The organism is Rhodanobacter sp. FW101-FHT13A11 (genome assembly GCF_058790335.1).
Window position 1 is genome coordinate 207,928 of record NZ_JBYTCN010000004.1, and the last position, 20,099, is coordinate 228,026.

Here is a 20,099-nt window from a genome sequence, read left to right on the forward strand (position 1 = left end):
CCGGGTTCGGGCGCCGGAGCGCCGGTGGCAGACGATGGGGCTTGCGGTCACTGGTTCTGTATTGGTATGTTCGCCGGATGGAAACCGCCCTGGCCACCGAATACCGCCGCATCTGCCACGATCCGGCCGCGCACCAGCCGCTTGCCTACCTGCGCCTGCGGCAGGCGATCCGCAACATCGTCGAGCACCGCGACATCGAACCGGGCCACGCCCTGCCCAGCGAGCGCGACCTGTCGCAGGCGCTGAAGCTGTCGCGGGTGACCGTGCGCAAGGCGATCGCCGGCCTGGTCGAGGAGGGCCTGCTGACCCAGCGCCACGGCGCCGGCACCTTCATTGCCGAGCGCATCGTCAAGCCGATGTCGCGGCTGACCAGCTTCACCGAGGACCTGCGTGACCGCGGCCTGTCGCCGCGCTCGGAATTCTTCGAACGCGGCATCGGCGAGGTGACGCCGGAGGAGTCGATGGCGCTGAACCTGTCGCCCGGCTCGCTGGTGGTGCGGCTGCACCGCGTGCGCTACGGCCAGGACGAGCCGCTGGCGATCGAGCGCAGCGTGGTGCCGGCCAGCGTGCTGCCGGACCCGCACCTGGTGCGCGATTCCCTGTACGAGGCGCTGGAAAAACTCGACGCCCGCCCGCGCCGCGCGCTGCAGCGGCTGCGCGCGGTGTCGCTGAACGCGCAGCAGGCGCGGCTGCTCCACGTCGGGGTGGGCAGCGCCGGGCTGAACATCGAGCGGCGCAGCTTCCTCGACGACGGCCGCGTGGTCGAGTTCACCTGTTCCTGGTACCGCGGCGACATCTACGATTTCGTGGCCGAACTGCAGACCGACTGAAGGATCCCGATGGACGCCCGCGACACCCTGATGTACCAGGAAGCGCACGAATCGGCCGCGGTGGTCGCGCGCCAGTTCGCCGCCAACGAGGCGGTGGTGGGTGCGCTGGCGCGCGAGCTGCGCGCGCGGCCGCCGCGCTTCATCGTCACCTGCGCGCGCGGCAGCTCGGACCATGCCGCGGCGTACGCGAAGTACGTGTTCGAAACCCAGCTCGGCATCGTCACCGCGTCGGCCTCGCCGTCGGTCACCTCGGTGTACGCGGCCGAGCAGCAGTGGCAGGGCGCGCTGTTCATCGCGATCTCGCAGTCGGGCAAGAGCCCCGACCTGCTGCGCAATGCGCAGGCCGCGAAGATCGCCGGCGCGCGCGTGCTGGCGCTGGTGAACGTGGAGGATTCGCCGCTGGCGGCGCTGGCCGACACGGTGATCCCGCTGCACGCCGGGCCGGAGCGCAGCGTGGCGGCGACCAAGAGCTACATCGCCGCACTGGCCGCGGTGCTGCACCTGTGCGCCCGCTGGCGCGGCGACGGGGAACTGGGCGCGGCACTGCGCGCGTTGCCGGATGCGTTGCGTGCCGGTTGGGACGCCGACTGGTCGGCGCTGGTCGACGGCCTGGCTGCTGCGCACAACCTGTTCGTGGTCGGCCGCGGCTACGGCCTCGGCATCGCGCTGGAGGCGGCGCTGAAGTTCAAGGAAACCTGCGGCCTGCACGCCGAGGCGTTCAGCGCGGCCGAGGTGAAGCACGGCCCGATGGCGCTGGTCGGCCCGGATTTCCCGGTGCTGTGTTTCGCCCAGGACGACGACACCCTGGACGGCACGCTGGCGGTGGCGCGCGAATTCCGCGGCCGTGGCGCGCAGGTATTCGTGGCCGCGCCCGGGCTGCAGGGCGCCGGCACCTTGCCGGTGGCCGGCGGCCTGCCCGCGCTGTGCACGCCACTGCTGACCATCCAGAGCTTCTACCGCGCCGCCAGCGCCTTGTCGCTGCGCCGCGGCTTCAACCCCGACGTGCCGCCGCATCTCAACAAGGTCACTGAAACGGTCTGATCATGTAGGAGCGCACCCTGTGCGCGATGCTCTTTCGCCACGTGACGAAGAGCATCGCGCACAGGGTGCGCTCCTACAGTTCATCGCTTCCATGGGTCATCGCCATGCTTCACTCGCTCACCAACGCCCGCGTACTCACCCCTGATGGTTGGCGCAGTGACCTCGCCGTGCTGCTCGACGGCGGGTGCATCGCTGATCTGCTGCCGTTGTCCGACCCGCGCGTGCGCTCAGCGCCGCAGCACGATCTGCGTGGCGCCATGCTGCTGCCCGGCTTCATCGATGTGCAGGTCAACGGCGGCGGCGGCGTGCTGTTCAACGAGGCCCCCACGGTCGAGGCGCTGCGCCGGATCGGCGCGGCGCACCGGCGCTTCGGCACCACCGGCTTCCTGCCCACGCTGATCAGCGACCGCGTGGAGGTGATGCGTGCGGCGCTGGCCGCGGTGGAGCGGGCACTGGCCGAAGGCGTGCCCGGCGTGCTCGGCATCCACCTGGAGGGTCCGTACCTGGCGCCGGCGCGCAAGGGCGTGCACGACGCGAAATATTTCCACGCGCCGGGCCGCGACGAGCTGGCGCTGCTGTGCGCGCCGCACCGCGGCGTGCGGTTGATCACGCTGGCGCCGGACCAGGTGCCGCTGGCCGGCATCGGCGCGCTGGTGGACGCGGGGCTGATCGTCTGCGCCGGCCACACCGCGGCCGACTACGCCACCACCCGCGCCGCGCTCGATGCCGGCGTGCGCGGCTTCACTCACCTGTTCAACGCGATGACCCCGTTCGGCAGCCGCGAACCGGGCGTGGTCGGCGCCGCGCTGGAGGATGCCGGCAGCTGGTGCGGCATCATCGTCGACGGCCACCACGTGCATCCGGCCAGCCTGCGCGTGGCGATCGCCGCCAAGCCGCGCGGCAGGGTGCTGCTGGTCACCGACGCGATGCCGCCGGTCGGCGCGGCCGACCCGAGCTACGTGCTCAACGGCGAGACCATCACCGTGAAGGACGGCATCTGCCAGACCGCGCAAGGCGTGCTGGCCGGCTCCGCGCTGGACATGGCCACCGCGGTGCGCAACGCCGTGCAACTGCTCGGCCTGCCGCTGGACGAGGCGGCACGCATGGCCAGCACCTATCCCGCCGATTTCCTCGGCCTCGGCGAAAGCCGCGGCCGCATCGCCCCCGGCTATCGGGCCGACCTGGTGGCGCTGGACGACGAATACCGCGTGCAGCGCAGCTGGATCGGCGGCGTGGGCGATGCAGCGCCTTGAGCGCGGAAGCCGGTCGCGGTGTGGCGCGGCCGGCCAGCGCGTTTCGAGGTGGAGGGCCGCTGACCGGAAGCCGAATCGCGCTCCGCCATGGCGTGGAAGTCAGCGTGTTGGCGGCAGGGTGACTGCGGCGGCGTGTTGGAGCAGGACTGCGAACGCAGCGCCTGGAAACGGTTCCGGGCGGCGCACGGTATCCGGCGATCAAGATATCATCGGCAGATGAATTCCCAGGGTATTTCCACCGCAGCGGCCCGTCTTCGCCAGCAGGCGCGGGAATACATCAAGGCCGAACAGTTCGAGGCTGCGCAGACGGCCCTGGAGTCGCTTGTCCGGTTGGTGCCGCACGACACGGTCACCTGCATCGAGCTGTCCGACGTCATGTTCATGCAGGGGCAGGTGCGCGGCTCGACCGGTCCGCTGCTGCAGGCGTTGCAGCGGCTTCCCCGGGATGCCCCGCTGCTCATGGAACTGGCGCGGCGCCTGCTGGCACGGGGGGAAGTCCTGGGCGCGCGTGCCTGCCTCGATTTCCTTGCGCAGGCGCCCGAACCGCCGCCCGAGTTGCTGATCGCGCAGGCAAACCTGCGCTTTGCCCTCGGCGAAGTGCCGGTGGCGAAGAAGCTGGTGGACAGGGCCATGGCGGCCGGCGTCGATTCACCGGGTGAATATCACCTGCAGGCGATGCTGCTGCAGTTCAGCGGCGACATCGAGCAGGCCTGCAGGGTGCTGGAGAGCTGCCTGCAGCGCTGGCCGCACTTCGGCGATGCCGTGATGACGCTTGCCAACCTGCGCAAGCAGAAACCGGATGCGAATCTTCTCGGTTTCGTGCAGGAGCAGCTGCGGCGCCTGCCGGAAGACGGCAAGGATCTTCACGACAGGTTCGTGCGCGCCGAATTCGAATATGCGCGGTTCAAGGTGCTGGATGATCTGGGCCGGCATGAAGATGCGTGGCCGGCGCTGGCACGATGCAATGCGCTCATGCACCAGATCAATCCATACGATGCAGCGGCCGAGACGGCCGTCGTCGACGCGCTCATCGGTGCGTCCGGGGCGATCGGCAAGACGGACGCGGGGTCGTCCCCGATATACGAAGGACCGACGCCGATCTTCATCGTGGGGATGCCCCGTTCGGGCACCACCTTGCTCGACCGCATGCTGTCCAGTCATTCGGCCGTGGTTTCGGCCGGAGAGATCATCGACTTCTGGCGTCAGCTGCACTGGGTGGCGGACGTTCCCCCGGCGCGCGCACAAGGGTTGCTGAGGGCGATCCGGCGCAGCCCGGATATCGATTTCGGAGAGGTGGGCGCGCGCTACCTGAGGCAGACGCAATGGCGTGCGCAGGGACGCCGGTTCTATGTCGACAAGCTGCCGGCCAACATACAGATGGTCGCGTTCGTCCGTCGGGCCTTGCCGCATGCGCCGATCCTGCACATGGTCCGCGAGCCGATGGACACGTGCTTTTCCAATTTCAAGGCGATGTTCGGCAATATTTCCGCCTACAGCTACGACCTGCAGGCGCTTGCCCACTACTACGGGCAGTATGAGCGACTGGTGCGCCACTGGAGGGCCAGCCTGCCTGGCGCCATGCTCGATGTTTCGTATAACTCGCTGGTTCGCGATCCGGAAACCACGCTGCGCGAGGTGCTTCGGCATTGCGGCCTGGCGTTCGAGGCGGGCTGCCTGCAACCCGAACGCAATCCCGCGCCGGTGGCCACGCCGAGCAGCGCCCAGGTGCGCGAGTCCATCCATACGCGCGGCGTCGGCCAGTGGCGTCATTACGCGAAGCAGCTGGAGCCCCTGCGGCTGGCCATGGCGGCGAGCGCTTCCGCGGCATAGGGGTGTCGGTGTGGGCGTCCGCCCACTGCCCTTCGTTCGTGGTCACCGCGCGAATGCGCGGATGCACGTCGCAGCAGGTTTTCCCTGGTCCAAGAAAAAGCCACCGACCGCGAGGTCGGTGGCTTGAACTGGCCAATTTCAGCCGGTGTGGCTATCAGTAGTCGTACTGCACCGACAGACGCACCATGCGCGGCGGCTGCCAGAAGATCCCGTCGCCGTAGCTGTTGTTGATGTACACGGTGTTGACGCCATCGAAGGCAGCTTCGCCGGCCGGGTCGGTCTGCACCGCCTTATGCTGGTTCAACGCGTTGATGACGTCCAGGTTGAAGCCCAGCTTGTGGTCGGCGAACGCCGGCGCGTAATGCAGGCCGAGGTTGACCTGCTCGGTCCACGGGGTGTGGCCGGCCTTGCCCGGCGGGATGCGGACGCCGTGGCACCAGTGGTAGTTGCCGCTGCCGCCGCCGTTGTAGCCGGTCGGGTCGCCGGTACCGGTCGGGCCGTAGTAGCCCAGGCACTCCTTCGGCGTGCCCGACTGCGCCAGCAGCGTGCCGGACACCAGCCATTCCGGGGTGATCTGGTAGGCGCCGCGGAAGCGGATCTGGTGCTTGCGGATGTTGCTCAGCTCGCCGTCCTGGCCGTCCATCAGCTGCCAGGAATCCCAGTCTTCGGTCTTGGAGACGTCGGACTGGCCGAAGTCGGAACGCACCTGGCCCTCGGTGTTGCCGAAGCCGCGGCTGAAGGTGTAGTCCACGCGGCCCATCCACTTGCCGTCGAACGGATGCTCCAGGTACAGGTTCAGCGAACCGATCTTGCGCTTGACGCCGTTGATGTAGCCCCAGTCCTTCTGGTTCATCGACACCAGGACACTGCTGCCGCCGCCGTTCTTGTTGATCAGCATGGTGTTGGTCTGGCCCGGGTTGATCAGGCGGCAGTACGACGCACCGTAGAGCGAATCCGAGTAGTCGCCCGGATTCAGGCCCATGCTGGTCATCTTGGTGGCGATCTGGCCCGGCGAGCACTCGTCGTCGATCGCGGCCTTCAGATCGCGCCACGTCGCCTTGGCGCCGTAGGTCCAGCTGTCGTTGAACTTCTTGTCGAAGCCGAGGATGAACTCATCCACGTATTCCGGCTTCAGGTTGCGCGCGGTGACTTCCTGCGGGTTCTTGGGCAGGCCGAACTCGCCGTCGGGCGAAGACACTACCGGCTTGTAGTTCGGATCAAGAATCGGCGTGCCGTCCGGGTTGACACCGGTGTACTTGTACTTGGTGATGACATAGGTGGAGATGTTCGCCGCGCGCTCGGCCGCGTTGTCCGGCAGCGCGAGGTAGTAGCGGCCCACGTTGCCGTAAACCTTGAACGAGGAGTCGCCGTTCACGTCCCAGCTGGCGCCGATGCGCGGCTCCCACTGGTTCTTCTCGTCGACGAACGGCTTGCCCTGGTCGTTGTAGTTGGTGAAGTGGTCATTGCGCACGCCGATGTTCAGCAGCACGTTGGATGCCACCTGCCAGTCGTCCTGCAGGTAGTACGCCTTCTGGGTCATGCGCATGCTGGTGGCCCAGCCGATCTCGCGCTTGCGCACGATGTTGCCGGGGTAGTAGCGCCAGTAGTAGTTGATCGACGGGTTGAACGGGTTGGTCTGGTCCGGGCCCTGGTGGCTGGCCGCATAGGTCATGTTGTCGATGCCGACCGCCAGGTCGTGGTCACCCAGCTTGTAGTCGAAGTCGACGCGCAGGCCATGGGTGTTGTTGCTCGCCTTCGGTGAGGTCCAGCTGGTGTTGGTCTGGGCGTTGACGATGCCGTTTGGCCCCGTACCCGGCGGCAGGAAGGCCGGATTCTGGTTGTAGGGACGGGAAATGAAGGGCAGCGGGCTGGTGTTGGCGTAGACCACCGGATCCTGGAAGTTGGCCTTGCCGTACAGGATGCTCAGCGTGGCCGCATCGGTGATGTAGCTGGTGAAGTGGCCGAGATAGAACTGGGCGTTGTCCTTGGTGACGTCGTTCTTCGTCACGAAGGCGCCGGACTTCAGCGTGTTGTAGTCGAACTTGTAGGTCGACCCTGCGCCGGTGCGGGAATGGTTTTGCAGCGCCGTCAGCTCGAGGATGTTGCTGTCGGTGATGTTCCAGTCCAGCTTGCCGTAGAGCTTGGTGTTCTGATCCCGGTTGTACTGGACCTTCTGGGCGGCTGCGCTTTCCACGTTGTTGGACTGCGTCTTGTCAGTCTCTGCCGCCAGGAACATGAACAGCTTGTCCTGGATCAGCGGGCCACCGACATAGGCCGAGTAGATCGTCTCCCACTGCTTGTTGTCGGCGCGGTACTGGTTCAGCGTGCCCGGCTTCTTCGGGTCTTCCAGCTGGAAATGAGTCAACCCGTCAGGGCTGTTGGGGTTGGCGATCGACGCGGGAACGGTCGGATGGCCATAACGGTTGTTGACCGGGGTTCCCTCGAGGAAGCGCGGCTGCCAGACCACCTGGGCGCCGAAGTGCCATTCGTTGGTGCCGCGCTTGCCGATCTGGTTGATCACGCCGCCGTCGGAACGGCCGTACTTGGCGCTGTAGCCGCCGGTCAGGGTTTCCTGCTGGTCGATCGCGCCGTAGGGCAGCTGGAAGCCGCCGATGTTCTTGTACGGTTCGCCGGTGTTGTAGCCGTTCACGTAGTACGCGTTCTCGGACACGCTGGAGCCGCCGAAGGAGACCGCGTTGCCGAAGAAGCTGCTGCCCTTGACCGTGCCCGGCGCCAGCAGCGCGATGGACTCCGCGTTGCGGGTGACCGGCAGCTTGCGCAGGTCGGCGGCGGTGATGACGGTGCTGGAGTTGACGCTGCTGACGTCGATGGACGGCAGCGCGCTGGCGGTGACGCTCAGCGTGCCCAGCTGGGTGACGTTCTGCGAGGCCGCCTCGAAGGTCACCGAGGTGCCGCCGCCGGGAGAGATCGCTACCTTTTCGCGGGTGCCGACCACCGTGCCGCCCTTCTTCAGGGTGACGGTGTAGGTCCCTACCGGCAGGTTGTTCAGCGAGAAGCGGCCGGCGCTGTCCACCGCGACTTCACGCGACACGCCCGACGAGTTGCTGGCGGTCACGGTTTCGCCGGCCGCCACGGGCGCCTGGCCGAAGATCGAGCCCGAGGTGGACTGCGCCATGGCGACGCCGCCGAGGCTCATGCTGAGCGCCACGGCGAGCGCGGTGTGGCGCCAGTTCGGATTATGGATTTTGTTGGAACGGCTCATAAGCAACGTATCTCCCCAGATTGAAAGCCCGCAGGCCAAATGGCGTAACCCGAACAGTCCATCGGACAGCGATCCGATGCATGCTGGCAGCCGGTTACTGATGTCGTGCAGGCAACCTCACGTGCCGAAGCTTGTATTCGCGGTGTCCAGCGACCTGCTCGCCGAACATAAAGCGGCGTAAACGCCGGCGTCAATGAAATGTTTATAGGTTTTTTACTAATAGTAAATAATTACGATGGATGACCACATAATCAGCAATAAATTGCGATTTCAATTACAAGATCCTGCGCTTTGCTCGGCAATCGTGTAATAAAGACGATAATTTGAAGTTGCGGAATCAAGTCGGGGGACGAACCCTTAACGCAGCGCCCCGATTGCGCGAGTGGCATCCCGGCGCTAGAGTTGCGCGGTTCAGGTGTCCCGGCGGCGTTACGCTCACGGGATGAAACGGGAAGCCGGTGCGCCGTGCGCTACGCACTGCAAGGCCGGCGCTGCCCCCGCAACGGTAAGCGAGATCCACGAACGGCGAATGCCACTGTGCGATGCACGGGAAGGCGCCGCTCGCGGCCTGCGGATCGCCGCAGGCCACTCGCCAGCCCGGAGACCGGCCCGAACGATTCCTGGTGGCTCGCGGTGGGCGAGGCCGAACCACGTGTCGGTCGATCCTGCCAGCCCGTCGTTCCGTCTTCCCTCCGCATCCGCCGCCATCTCATCGAACACGTGAGCCGCGCGCGGGTGCGCGGTACAGAGAGGAACGGATATGAAGAAGACCCTGCTGGCAGCGGCCCTGCTCAGCTGCACGATGGCCGCCCAGGCGGCCGACCAGAACGAGGCGGCGCCGCTGGCCCCGGTGATCGTCACCGCCACGCGCACCGCGATCACCGCCGACGATGCGCTGTCCTCGGTGACCGTGCTCACCCGTGCCGACATCGAGCGGCTGCAGCCGGTTTCGGTGTCCGACCTGATGACCGGCCTGCCGGGGGTGACGTTCGCCCAGACCGGCGGCCTCGGCGAGCAGACCTCGCTGTTCCTGCGCGGCACCAACTCCACCCATACCTTGCTGCTGGTCGACGGCGTGCGGGTGGGCTCGGTCAGCGCCGGGCTGGCGGCGTTCGAGCAGATCCCGGTGGAGCAGATCGAGCGGATCGAGATCGTGCGCGGCCCGCGTTCGAGCCTGTACGGCGCCGACGCGATCGGCGGCGTGATCCAGATCTTCACCCGTCGCGGCTCGCACGATGGCGGCCTGCAACCCTCGTTCAGCGTCACCACCGGCAGCAACAAGCTGCTGAGCGGGCAGTTCGGCCTGTCCGGCGGCGACCAGCATGCCTGGTACAACCTCGGTGTGGGCGCGCTCCACACCCGCGGCATCAACGCCTGCCGCATCGGCGCCGCCGAGGCGTTCGCCGGCTGCTATACCGACGAGCCGGACCGGGACGGCTACCGCAACAAGAACCTCAGCGCGAACGCCGGCTACCGCTGGGACAACGGCGCAGAGCTGGGCGGCACCTGGCTGCGCAACCTGGGCGAGATCCATTACGACGGCAGCTACCAGAACCGCAGCCGCACCGTGCAGCAGGTCGCCGGCAGCCACCTCAGCTTCAACCCGCTGCAGGCCTGGAAGACCACGCTGAGCGTGGGCCAGAACCTGGACCGCTACGACAACTACGAGAACCAGGCCTTCGTCGGCTACATCTATTCGCGGCGCAACCAGGCGTCGTGGCAGAACGACATCAGCCTGGCCAGCAACCAGCTGCTCACGCTCGGCGTCGACTGGCAGGGCGAGCACATCGACAGCGACACCGGCTTCCTCGCCAGCCACCGCAGCGACACCGGCAGCTACGCGCAGTACCAGGGCACGTTCGGCCGCAACGAAGTGGCACTGTCGGCGCGGCGCGACCACAACAGCCAGTTCGGCAACCACAACACCGGCGCGGCGGCGTGGGGCTATCACTTCGATGACGGCCTGAAGCTGTCCGCCAGCTACGGCAGCGCGTTCCACGCACCGACCTTCAACGACCTGTACTACCCGTACGGCAGCGGCAACCCGAACCTGAAGCCGGAGAAGTCGCGCAGCGCCGAGCTGGGCCTGAGCCAGCAGCTGACCGGCTGGAACTGGGCGGTGAACGCCTACCAGACCCGCATCAGCCAGCTGATCGCGCTGGACGCCAACTACTACCCGTCCAACATCAGCAAGGCGCGCATCCGCGGCGTGGAAGGCCAGCTCGGCGCCAACCTCGCCGGCTGGCAGCTGCAGGGTTACCTGACCTGGCTGCAGCCGCGCAACGAGGACGGCGGCGCGAACGACGGCAAGGTGTTGCCGCGCCGGCGCGAGCGCACCGCACGGGTGGACCTGGACCGCCGCTTCGGCGCCTTCGGCGTCGGCGCCACCGTCTTCGCCGCCGCGCACGGCTTCGACGACGCGGCCAACCGGCACCGGCTCGGCGGCTATGCCACCACCGACCTGCGCGCCAGCTGGCATTTCGCGCCGGACTGGCAGGTGGAGGCGCGCCTGGCCAACGTGTTCGACCACCACTACGAGACCGTGTGGTACTTCAACCAGCCCGGTCGCAGCGCGTTCCTGACCCTGCGCTACAGCCCCGCCGCGCGCTGAGCTCCCGCCGTACCGCGATCACCCCGGGTCTTCGCCGGGGCGATCCCCCTGCCTTCCGGCACGGGTGGACTTCAGGCACATTCGCCGCTTGCCGGCGACTGGCATAAAGCCGGCATGATGAATGGAACTCTCGCCCCGGCCGCACCTTCGCCACGCGCGTACGCGTCGTGCGCATCCGGCGTGCGGCGCCTGCGGCTATGCTTGAGAGCCACGGAAGCGCCATGAACATTTTCGCCCCATTGATCCGCCGCCCGGTCGGCACCTCGCTGCTCGCGCTCGGCCTGATACTGGCCGGGCTGTGGGCGTACCTGTTGCTCGGCGTGGCCGCCTTGCCGTCGCTGGATTTCCCCGGCGTCTACGTGGCGGCCAACCAGCCCGGGGCCAGCGCGCAGACCATGGCGAACACCATCCTGGCGCCGCTGGAGCGGCACCTGGGCCGCATCCCCGGCGTCGACGAGATGTACGGCAACGCCAGCGAGGGCTCCGCCTCGGTGATGGTGCGCTTCACCATGAGCCGCACCGCCGACAGCGCCGCGCGCGACGTGCAGGCGGCGATCAACGCGGCCGCGGTCGACCTGCCCAGCGGCATGCCGACGCCGCCGCAGTACTTCAAGTTCGACACCTCGCAGATCCCGATCCTGTTCCTCACGCTGACCTCCACCGGGCTGCCGCAGGACCAGTTGTTCGACCTCGCCGACACCATGCTCAAGCCCGCCGTGGCGCAGATCGGCGGCGTGGCGCAGGTGCAGGTGTTCGGCGGCACGCCGCACTCGGTGCGGATCGAGCTGGACAACAACGCGCTGGCCGCCAAGGGGCTCACCACCAATGACGTGGCCAATGCGCTGCGCGCGGCCAACGTCACCTCGCCGCAGGGCACGCTGAGCAACGGCCGCACCCAGATGACGGTGAGCGCCAGCGACGGCCTGCAGACGCCGGCCGAGTTCGCCCGCCTGCTGATCTCGGTGAAGAACGGCACGCCGGTGCGCCTGTCCGACGTGGCGCGGGTGTACGGCGGCCAGCAGGACGAGTACCAGGCGGCATGGTTCAACGGTGCGCGCACAGTGGGCCTGCAGATCAGCAAGCGGCCGGAGGCGAATGCGGTGGCCACGGTGGAGGCGATCCGCGCCAGGCTGCCGCAGCTGGGCGCGTCGCTGCCGTCGAACGTGACGATGTCGGCGGTGTTCGACCTCACCCAGACCACCAAGTCCGCGCTGCACGAGGTGCAGGTGGCGCTGCTGATCTCGATCGCGATGGTGGTGCTGGTGATGCTGGTGTTCCTGCGCCGGCTGCGCCCGACCCTGATCGCCACCTTGAGCGTGCCGCTGTCGCTGGCCGGCGCGTTCGTGGTGATGTGGGCGCTGGGCTACACGCTCAACACCCTGTCACTGGTGGCGCTGGTGCTGTGCATCGGCTTCGTGGTGGATGACGCGATCGTGGTGATCGAGAACATCGTGCGCCACATGGAGCGCGGCGAGCCGCCGATGCAGGCGGCGCTCACCGGCGTGCGCGAGATCGGCTTCACGGTGATCTCGATCACCCTGTCGCTGGTGGCGGTGTTCGCGCCGCTGCTGTTCGGCAACAACATGCTGGTGATGCTGCTGCGCGAGTTCTCGGTGACGCTGGCCGCCGCGGTGGTGATCTCGGCGCTGGTCTCGCTCACGCTCACCCCGGCGCTGTGCGCCTACCTGCTGGAGCACGAGCCGGCGATCCGCAGGCCGCCGGGCCGGCTCGAGCGCGCGGTGGAGAACTTCGACCGCCGCCTGCTGCGCATCTACGAGCGGGCGCTGGACTGGGCAATGCACCACCGCCGGATCATGCGCTGGCAGCCGCTGACCCTGCTGCTGCTCACCTTCGCGCTCGGCTTCGCGGTGGCGAAGACCGCCGGCGGCACCTTCATGCCGCAGGAGGACACCGGCCAGCTGCAGGTCGACATCCGCGCCGACGCCAACATCTCGCCAGACCGGCTGGCCGAGCGGGTGCAGCACGTGGCGGCGCTGATGCAGGCCGACCCGACCGTGCTGGACCTGCTCACCATGCTCGGCCGCAACGGCGGCGGCGACGGCGCGGTGGGCAACGCGGCGCAGATGTTCGTCGACCTGAAGCCGCGCGGCAGCGGGCCGGAGCAGCGCCACGAGAACATCAAGCAGGTGATCGAGCGGCTGTCGAAGCAGTTCGACCGCCTGCCCGACGTGAAGGTGTCGGTCAGCCCGGTGCAGTTCCTCGGCGGCGGCGGCAGCGGCGACGGCGGCGGCCAGTACGAATTCCAGCTGGTCAGCAGCAATGGCGGCGACCTGCAGCCGTGGACGCTGAAGATGGTGCGGCAGATGCGCACGATCAAGCAGTTCCGCGACGTCAGCAGCGGCTTCGACCAGGTCGGCAAGCAGCAGCTGCTGAAGATCGACCGCGAGGCCGCCGGGCGCCTGCACGTGGGCATCGGCACGATCGACTCGGCGCTGTACAACGCGTTCGGCCAGCGCCAGGTGTCGCAGATCTATTCCGACATCAACCAGTACGCGGTGGTGCTCAGCACCGGCGCGGCGCAGAGCGTGAGCGCCGAGTCGCTGCTGAACGTGCGGGTGCGCAACGAGCAGGGCCGGATGATCCCGCTGTCCGCGCTGGCGAAGATCGAGCCGAACATCAGCCCGCTGCGGGTGCGCCACCACAACCAGCTCGAAGCGGCCACGATCAGCTACAACCTGGCCAAGGACGTGCCGCAGGACCTCGGCGTGAAGCTGGTCGAGCAGGCCGCGTACGCGGTGGGGCTGCCGGCCGGCATGCGGGTGGATTTCACCGGCGCCAACCAGCGCCTCAAGCAGGCCCAGTCCAACGGCATGGTGCTGCTGCTCGGCTCGATCCTGGCGATGTACATCGTGCTGGGCATCCTGTACGAAAGCCTCGGCCATCCGCTGACCATCCTCTCCACCCTGCCGGCCGCCGGCGCCGGCGCGTTCCTGGCGATGCTGGTGACCCAGACGCAGATCTCGATGATGGCGATCATCGCGATCCTGATGCTGATCGGCATCGTCAAGAAGAACGCGATCCTGATGGTCGACTTCGCCCTGGTCGCCGAGCGCGAACGCGGGTTGCCCGCGCCGGAGGCGATCCGCGAGGCGGCGCTGGTGCGCTTCCGCCCGATCACCATGACCACCCTGGTGGCGATGGGCGCCGCGCTGCCGCTGGCGATCGGCTTCGGCATCGGCTCGGAGATGCGCCAGCCGCTCGGCATCGCCATCGTCGGCGGCCTGCTGGTGTCGCAGCTGCTGACCCTGCTCAGCACGCCGGCGATCTACCTGTGGAACCACGACCGCAAGATCCGCAAGGCGGCGCGCAAGGAACGGCGCGCGGAGAAGAAACGGCTCAAGGCGTTGGGCAAGCCCCAGACGGCGTAAGCCTGCGGGCCGGGTTCATTGGGCAGACGCTTCGTAGGGCGGGCACCGCCCGCCGGCTCGGGATGTATGGCAATAGCGGAGCAGGAGCGGCGGGCGGTCTCCGCCCTGCGCCGCCTGAAGCGTTGAAGTCCAACGCCACCTGATCAACGAACTCATTCCCCCGGGAAGGCGTGAGGCGTGTCGTGGCCGAGGTTTTTGCAATTCCCTTTAGCCCGCCCCGGCCGCCGCCGGCCGCGCCGCGCCGATGCTCCGCAGTGCCGGACTGGTCATGCAGGCGAGGGCGATCGCGCTCAGCGTCAGTCCCGCCGCGGTGAACAGGGTCGCCAGCGAAACCACCTTCAGCAGGCTGCCGGCGATGGCGGCCGCCATCGGGCCCAACCCCATGAAGGTGAACATCAGCACGCTCATGGTGCGGCCCATCATCTCCGGCTCCACGCGGCGCTGGATCCAGCTGACGATGGCGATCTGCGCGATGCCGGCGAGCACGCCGGTGCAGGCCAGCAGCACGGCACCGGCGAAGGTCGAGTGCACCAGCGCCATCGTGGCCAGCGCCAGCCCGGCGAGGCTGTCGATGCCCAGCACCATCAGGCCGAGCCGGCCGCGCACCAGTCGGGTGGCGATGCCGGAGAGGGCGCTGCCCAGCAGCATGCCGCCGCCGTTCGCGGTCATCAGGATACCCAGCGACGCGGCGCCCAGGTCCAGCCGGGTATCGGCCAGCACCGGCAGGCCGACCTGGATCGGGCCGCCCACGAACACCGATACCACGGCGGCGTAGAGGATGAACGCGCGCAGCGGCAGGTCGGCCCAGATGTTGCGGATGCCGCTGGCGACATTCGCCAGCACGCTGCCGACCGGTGCCTTCGGGTGATGGTCGCTGTGGATGCGGATCAGCATCAGCGAGCCGAGCGAAAACAGGAAGCTCACCGCATCGATGCCGAAGGCGAGCCCGAGCCCGGCGGCATCGGCCACGCCGTTGCCATGGCCCCCATGCGCGCCGACGCTGATCAGCAGGCCGGCGATCGCCGGGCCGACGATCATGCTCAGCTGGCGCGTGCCCATGAACAGCGCGTTGGCCGGCTGCAGCTGCTGCGGCGGGATCAGTTGCGGCAGGATCGCCGAGCCCGCCGGATAGGCGAACGCGGTGGACAGGCCGATGCCCAGCGCGAGTGCGTAAACCATGCCCATCCCGATCGCCCCGGCCAGCACCAGCACGGCGAGCAGGCTGACCAGCAGCGCGTTGACCGCGCGCGCGCCGAGCAGCACCCGCCGCGGCGACATGCGGTCCACCACCGCGCCGCCGATCAGCATGAACGCGGCACGCGGCAGCGCCATCGCCGCCAGCACCAGGCCGAGCGCGGCCGGGTCGCCGGTGAGTTTCAGCACCAGCCATGGCAACGCCACCAGGGTGAACTGGTCGCCGATCGCCGAGATCGTGCTGCCGCCGAACAGCAGGCGGAAGTTGTGGTTGGCAAACAATGAACCGGGCGGGATGGACGGCATCGGGTGATCCTCGGGCGCAGCGCGCGGGCTGGGTTGCAGGGGAAAATCGTGTCGGGACAGGGTCGGTTGCCGTGGGCAGGATCAGTCGGCTTCCGCCTGCGCGTCCCAGGCCAGCGCGGCGAGTCGGCGCAGATGGTCGCGTACGTCCGCCGGCCAATGATCGGTCAGGCGGATGAAGCCCGCACGCTCGCCACGCCAGAATGCGCGCGCGGCCTCCTCGTAACCTGCCAGGTCGCCGGCCAGCACGCGCATGCTGCGGTCGGCCGCTTCCGCCGCCTGACGGGCGCGTCCCTTGGCGTCGCCGCCGCGCGCGGCCTGTTCCACCAGCCGCCGCAGCACCGCCGAGGCGCCATCCGGCTGCTGCGCCAGCCAGTCCCAGTGACGCGGCAGCAGGGTGACTTCGCGCGACACCACGCCCAGCTTCGGCCGGCCGGGACCGCGCGGGATGGTCTCCAACGAAGCGCCCTGCAGCCGCGCCAGCATCTCGTCCGGTGTGCCGCGAAAATCGATTTCCACCGGCAGGCCGCTGGCGTCGTCGAGGACCAGCAGTGACCCGGCAGCGCCCGCGTCCAGCGCCCGTCTGGCCGCCAGCGCTACCTCGGCGAGCGGGCCGGAAGCGAGCAGGCGGTGATGATCGAACGCGGTGCAAGGGCGGTTGGCATCGGGCCGCATGATTTATCCGGGCAAAAATCTGGAGTGGATATTACCCGGGTTAAACAACGTGTCAATAATACCCGGGTGAAATGGCGTCCCTGTCTCCCGTCATGGCTCTCTCCGCCGCCCCGGCTTGCTATGGTGGCCCCTTTCCGCCGAAGAACGGACGAAGCCCATGCGACTGCGCCCGGCCGCCTTGCTGGCCACCCTTACCCTCCTCGCCGCCGCGCCGGCCCCGCTGCCCGCGGTGGCGGCCGAACTGACCATCCCGCCGATCCCGTACCACCAGCGCACCCTGCCGAACGGCCTGCAGGTGCTCAGCGTGGAGGATCACGCCAGCCCGAACGTGGCGGTGCAGGTGTGGTACCACGTCGGCTCGAAGGACGACCCGCAGGGGCGTTCCGGCTTCGCGCATTTGTTCGAGCACCTGATGTTCAAGAGCACGAAGCACATGCACGCCGAGCAGTTCGACCGGTTGACCGAGGACGTCGGCGGCGCCAACAACGCCTCCACCGGCGACGACGTCACCAACTACTTCGAGGTGGTGCCCAGCAACCACCTGCAGACCCTGCTGTGGGCCGAGGCCGAACGGCTGTCCAACCTCAACGTGGACGAGGCGAACTTCAAGTCCGAGCGCGCGGTGGTGCAGGAGGAATACCGCCAGAGCGTGCTGGCCAACCCGTACGGCAAGCTGTTCAACGCGATCGACCCGCACTCGTACGCCGCGCATCCGTACAAGCGCCCGACCATCGGCAGCATCGAGGACCTGGATGCGGCCTCGCTGCAGGACGTGATCGATTTCCACCGGACCTTCTACCGGCCCGACAACGCCACCCTGATCGTCGCCGGCGACTTCGACCCGAAGCAACTCGACGCCTGGGTGGACCAGTACTTCGGCTGGATCCCGAAACCGGCCGCGCCGATCCCGCAGGTCACCGCGCAGGAACCGAAGCGCAAGAAGAACCTGCGCTACACCGTCACCAGCGAGACCGCGCCGCTGCCCGCGGTGGCGCTCACCTGGCTGCTGCCGCCGGCGTCCGACACGGCTGACAGCATCCCGCTGCAGGTGGCCGCCGCGCTGCTCTCGCAGGGCGATTCCTCGCGGCTGTACCAGTCGCTGGTGTATCGCCATCAGGTTGCCCAGCGGGTCGGCGCCGATGCCGACGGCCGGGTCGGCCCGGGCCTGTTCACCGCCTACGCGATCCTCGCCAGCGGCCACCAGCCGGCCGAGGCGGAGAAGCTGCTGCACGAGGAGATCATCTGGCTGGCGACCCAGCCGATCCCCGCCGCCGAACTGGACAAGGTGAAGACCCAGCTGCTGACCGGCGAGCTGAAGCAGCGGCAGACCGCGCAGGGCCTGGCGTTCGCGCTGGGCCGCGCGGCGCTGATCGACGGCAGCCCGGAACACGTCAACACCGACCTGGCCGCGTTGCAGAAAGTCACCGAACAGGACGTGCACCGGGTGTTGCAGAAGTACGTGACCGGCGCGCGCAGCGTCACCATCGACTACCTGCCGCAGGCCGCCAAGGGAGCGACGGAATGAAGAGCGACGAAATGAGCCGCCGGAAGAACACCTGCCGTCTGGCCGTCTTTACGGCCGTCATGGTCGCCGCCGGCAGCGTGCTGGCGGCTGATTTTCCCGCCACGCCGCCCGCGCCCGGTCCCGCGCCGGTGCTGAGCGTGCCGACGCCGGTGACGCAGACGCTGGCGAACGGCCTGCAGGTGGTCAGCGTGCGCCGCGCCGGCCTGCCGCTGGTCACCGCGCAGCTGGTGCTGCGCAGTGGCGGCGAGATGGACCCGCCGCCGCTGGCCGGCCTGGCCGACCTCACCGCGAGCCTGCTGACCAAGGGCGCGGCCGGCAAGACCGCGCCGCAGATCGCCGCCGCCGCCGAGGCGCTGGGCGGTTCGCTGGATGCCGCCGCTGGCTGGGACCAGAGCGCGGTGGGCATCACCGTGACCACGCCGAAGCTGCCGCAGGCGCTGGAGCTGCTGGCCGAGGTGGTGCGCCGGCCGGACTTCAGCGCGGCCGAGCTGAAGCGGGCGCAGGCGCAGGCGATCGACGACCTGCGCCTCAGCCTCAGCCGACCGACCGCGCTGGCCTCGCTGGCGGCCAGCCGCGGCGTGTTCGGCGAAGGCGCGTATGGCCATTCGCGTGCCGGCACGCCGGCCTCGCTGGCGCGGATCAGCCGCGCCGACGTGCAGCGGCTGCACGCGGCGCTGTACCGGCCGGACAACGCGATCCTGGTCCTCGCCGGCGACGTCACCCCGGCGCAGGCGCAGCAGCTGGCGCAGGCCAGCTTCGGCGATTGGTCGAAGCCGGCCACGCCGCTGCCGGCCAGGCCGGCGGGCAAGGCCGCCAGCCAGCTGCCGGCGGTGGTGCTGATCGACCAGCATGGTGCCGGCCAGGCCGGCGTGGTCGCGGCGCATGCCGCGCCGCCGCGCGGCGATGGCGACTACTACGTGGGCACGGTCGCCAACGCGGTGCTCGGCGGCTCGTATTCGGCGCGATTGAACGAGGAGATCCGCATCAAGCGCGGCCTCTCCTACGGTGCCGGCAGCCGGCTGCAGCCGCTGCGCGACGCCGGCTTGTGGCTGGCCTCGGCGCAGACCAAGAACCCGTCCGCGGCGCCGGTGGTCGAGCTGATGCTGGGCGAGTTCAAGCGGCTGGGCGACACGCGGGTTTCCGCCGAGGAACTGGCCGCGCGCAAGGCCACCCTGATCGGCGGCTACGGCCGCAGCCTGGAGACCACCGCGGGGCTGGCCGAACAGGTCGGCGAGTTGGCGGTGTACGGCGTGCCGCTGGACGAGATCGGCCGGTACATCGCCAAGGTGCAGGCGGTGACGCCGAAGCAGGTCGAGAAGTACGCGGGCAGGCATCTGGCGGCCGGCGCCGGCACGGTGGTGGTGGTCGGCGACGCCGCGCAGTTCGCCGCGGACATTCGCAAGGCGCATCCGCAGGCCACGCTGCTGGAGTCGACCACGCTGGACCTGGACAGCCCGACCCTGCGGCCGGCCAGCGGCAAGTAGTTCCCCGCCCTTGCGGTGACATCCGGACCCCGGCCCTCGTGCCGGGGTTTTTACATCGCCAGCGCAACAATCCGTTGCCGAAATCGACCCGTGGATGTACTCCTCGCGGCGGGTTTTATTTCGTAAACTATGCGGTGCAATAAATAACCACCTTCCCCGAGGTCCCCGCATGTCCCCACGTCATCTGACCCGCAGCGCCATCGTCCTGGCGCTGCTCACCGCCGCCCTGCCGGCCGCCGCCACACGGTTCGAAGTGCAGGCGGGCCGCAGCTACATGGACGTCCACGGCGCGAACACCGCCTTCGTCGAGGCCATCTTCGCGCCGCAACCGTTCGGCAACACCCGCCTGACCTGGTCGCCGGATGTCTCGCTGGGCTGGATCGACGGCCGCCGCCTCGCGGCCAATGCCAATGGCGACCGCTACACGACGCGCGATTCGGTCGCCCTGCTTGCCGCCGGCGCGCGCTTCCACCTGGGCGATGCCGGCGACTGGTACCAGCCGCTGTTCTTCAGCGAGCAGCTCGCCGCCACCAACCACATCACCCACGCGCTCTCCAGCCACTACCAGTTCGTCAGCACGCTGGGCTGGCAGGCGAAACACTTCAGCGTGGCGATCCGGCATGTTTCCAACGGCGGCCTGCACCGCCCGAATACCGGCGAGACGATGGCCCTGGTCGGCGTCGCCTTCGACATCTGAAGCTTTCGCCATGCACCTGCGCGGGGGGGGCAAAAAGGGGGATC

Annotated in this window: 12 protein-coding genes and 1 riboswitch; of the genes, 9 read left to right on the forward strand and 3 right to left on the reverse strand. The window is 68.6% G+C overall.

Annotated elements, in window-relative coordinates; all coding sequences use genetic code 11:
* Window positions 1-77: 77 nt before the first annotated feature.
* From AC3WRN_RS06890 to AC3WRN_RS06905, 4 genes are all read left to right on the forward strand, one after another.
* Window positions 78-830: a GntR family transcriptional regulator gene (locus AC3WRN_RS06890; protein WP_492622414.1), complete on the forward strand. Its 753-nt coding sequence runs from the start codon at window positions 78-80 to the stop codon at window positions 828-830.
* 9 nt (window positions 831-839) lie between these two features.
* A complete protein-coding gene (locus AC3WRN_RS06895) occupies window positions 840-1,871 on the forward strand; it encodes an SIS domain-containing protein (protein ID WP_492622415.1) in 1,032 nt (343 codons plus the stop codon).
* Between the two features lie 104 nt (window positions 1,872-1,975).
* A complete protein-coding gene (nagA, locus tag AC3WRN_RS06900; RefSeq protein WP_492622416.1) occupies window positions 1,976-3,124 on the forward strand; it encodes an N-acetylglucosamine-6-phosphate deacetylase in 1,149 nt (382 codons plus the stop codon).
* Between the two features lie 216 nt (window positions 3,125-3,340).
* On the forward strand, window positions 3,341-4,954 hold the full coding sequence (locus AC3WRN_RS06905; protein ID WP_492622417.1) for a tetratricopeptide repeat-containing sulfotransferase family protein: 1,614 nt from the start codon (window positions 3,341-3,343) through the stop codon (window positions 4,952-4,954).
* A gap of 154 nt (window positions 4,955-5,108) precedes the next feature.
* Here the strand turns inward: AC3WRN_RS06905 and AC3WRN_RS06910 are convergent, their stop codons facing one another.
* Window positions 5,109-8,177: a TonB-dependent receptor gene (locus tag AC3WRN_RS06910; RefSeq protein ID WP_492622418.1), complete on the reverse strand. Its 3,069-nt coding sequence runs from the start codon at window positions 8,175-8,177 to the stop codon at window positions 5,109-5,111.
* Between the two features lie 396 nt (window positions 8,178-8,573).
* Window positions 8,574-8,804, forward strand: a riboswitch (cobalamin riboswitch).
* Window positions 8,805-8,937: 133 nt separating this feature from the next.
* Between AC3WRN_RS06910 and btuB the strand changes: the two genes are divergently transcribed.
* Both btuB and AC3WRN_RS06920 read left to right on the forward strand, forming a co-directional pair.
* Entirely contained in the window at window positions 8,938-10,788 is a 1,851-nt protein-coding gene (gene btuB, locus AC3WRN_RS06915) for a TonB-dependent vitamin B12 receptor (RefSeq protein WP_492622419.1), read from the forward strand.
* Window positions 10,789-11,009: 221 nt separating this feature from the next.
* Entirely contained in the window at window positions 11,010-14,177 is a 3,168-nt protein-coding gene (locus tag AC3WRN_RS06920) for an efflux RND transporter permease subunit (protein WP_492622420.1), read from the forward strand.
* A 207-nt stretch (window positions 14,178-14,384) separates the two neighbouring features.
* Here the strand turns inward: AC3WRN_RS06920 and AC3WRN_RS06925 are convergent, their stop codons facing one another.
* Both AC3WRN_RS06925 and AC3WRN_RS06930 read right to left on the reverse strand, forming a co-directional pair.
* Window positions 14,385-15,677: an MFS transporter gene (locus tag AC3WRN_RS06925; RefSeq protein ID WP_492622421.1), complete on the reverse strand. Its 1,293-nt coding sequence runs from the start codon at window positions 15,675-15,677 to the stop codon at window positions 14,385-14,387.
* An 81-nt stretch (window positions 15,678-15,758) separates the two neighbouring features.
* The gene (locus tag AC3WRN_RS06930) at window positions 15,759-16,349 is read right to left on the reverse strand and encodes a DUF2239 family protein (protein ID WP_068094126.1); all 591 of its coding nucleotides are present in this window, start codon (window positions 16,347-16,349) and stop codon (window positions 15,759-15,761) included.
* Between the two features lie 157 nt (window positions 16,350-16,506).
* Between AC3WRN_RS06930 and AC3WRN_RS06935 the strand changes: the two genes are divergently transcribed.
* The 3 genes from AC3WRN_RS06935 (at window position 16,507) to AC3WRN_RS06945 (ending at window position 20,055) form a co-directional block, all read left to right on the forward strand.
* Window positions 16,507-17,874: a M16 family metallopeptidase gene (locus AC3WRN_RS06935; RefSeq protein ID WP_492622422.1), complete on the forward strand. Its 1,368-nt coding sequence runs from the start codon at window positions 16,507-16,509 to the stop codon at window positions 17,872-17,874.
* Window positions 17,871-19,358 carry a M16 family metallopeptidase gene (locus AC3WRN_RS06940; RefSeq protein WP_492622423.1) on the forward strand — a complete coding sequence of 496 codons (1,488 nt, stop codon included), beginning with the start codon at window positions 17,871-17,873 and terminating at the stop codon, window positions 19,356-19,358. Before AC3WRN_RS06935 ends, AC3WRN_RS06940 begins: the two co-directional genes overlap by 4 nt.
* Window positions 19,359-19,527: 169 nt before the next feature.
* Window positions 19,528-20,055: a porin family protein gene (locus AC3WRN_RS06945; protein WP_068094134.1), complete on the forward strand. Its 528-nt coding sequence runs from the start codon at window positions 19,528-19,530 to the stop codon at window positions 20,053-20,055.
* Window positions 20,056-20,099: the final 44 nt, after the last annotated feature.

Bases quoted from the DNA above. Each gene is read 5' to 3' on its own strand.
- AC3WRN_RS06890 (WP_492622414.1), top strand. From the start codon at position 78: ATGGAAACCGCCCTGGCCACCGAATACCGCCGCATCTGCCACGATCCG.
- AC3WRN_RS06895 (WP_492622415.1), top strand. From the start codon at position 840: ATGGACGCCCGCGACACCCTGATGTACCAGGAAGCGCACGAATCGGCC.
- nagA (WP_492622416.1), top strand. From the start codon at position 1,976: ATGCTTCACTCGCTCACCAACGCCCGCGTACTCACCCCTGATGGTTGG.
- AC3WRN_RS06905 (WP_492622417.1), top strand. From the start codon at position 3,341: ATGAATTCCCAGGGTATTTCCACCGCAGCGGCCCGTCTTCGCCAGCAG.
- AC3WRN_RS06910 (WP_492622418.1), bottom strand. From the start codon at position 8,177: ATGAGCCGTTCCAACAAAATCCATAATCCGAACTGGCGCCACACCGCG.
- btuB (WP_492622419.1), top strand. From the start codon at position 8,938: ATGAAGAAGACCCTGCTGGCAGCGGCCCTGCTCAGCTGCACGATGGCC.
- AC3WRN_RS06920 (WP_492622420.1), top strand. From the start codon at position 11,010: ATGAACATTTTCGCCCCATTGATCCGCCGCCCGGTCGGCACCTCGCTG.
- AC3WRN_RS06925 (WP_492622421.1), bottom strand. From the start codon at position 15,677: ATGCCGTCCATCCCGCCCGGTTCATTGTTTGCCAACCACAACTTCCGC.
- AC3WRN_RS06930 (WP_068094126.1), bottom strand. From the start codon at position 16,349: ATGCGGCCCGATGCCAACCGCCCTTGCACCGCGTTCGATCATCACCGC.
- AC3WRN_RS06935 (WP_492622422.1), top strand. From the start codon at position 16,507: ATGCGACTGCGCCCGGCCGCCTTGCTGGCCACCCTTACCCTCCTCGCC.
- AC3WRN_RS06940 (WP_492622423.1), top strand. From the start codon at position 17,871: ATGAAGAGCGACGAAATGAGCCGCCGGAAGAACACCTGCCGTCTGGCC.
- AC3WRN_RS06945 (WP_068094134.1), top strand. From the start codon at position 19,528: ATGTCCCCACGTCATCTGACCCGCAGCGCCATCGTCCTGGCGCTGCTC.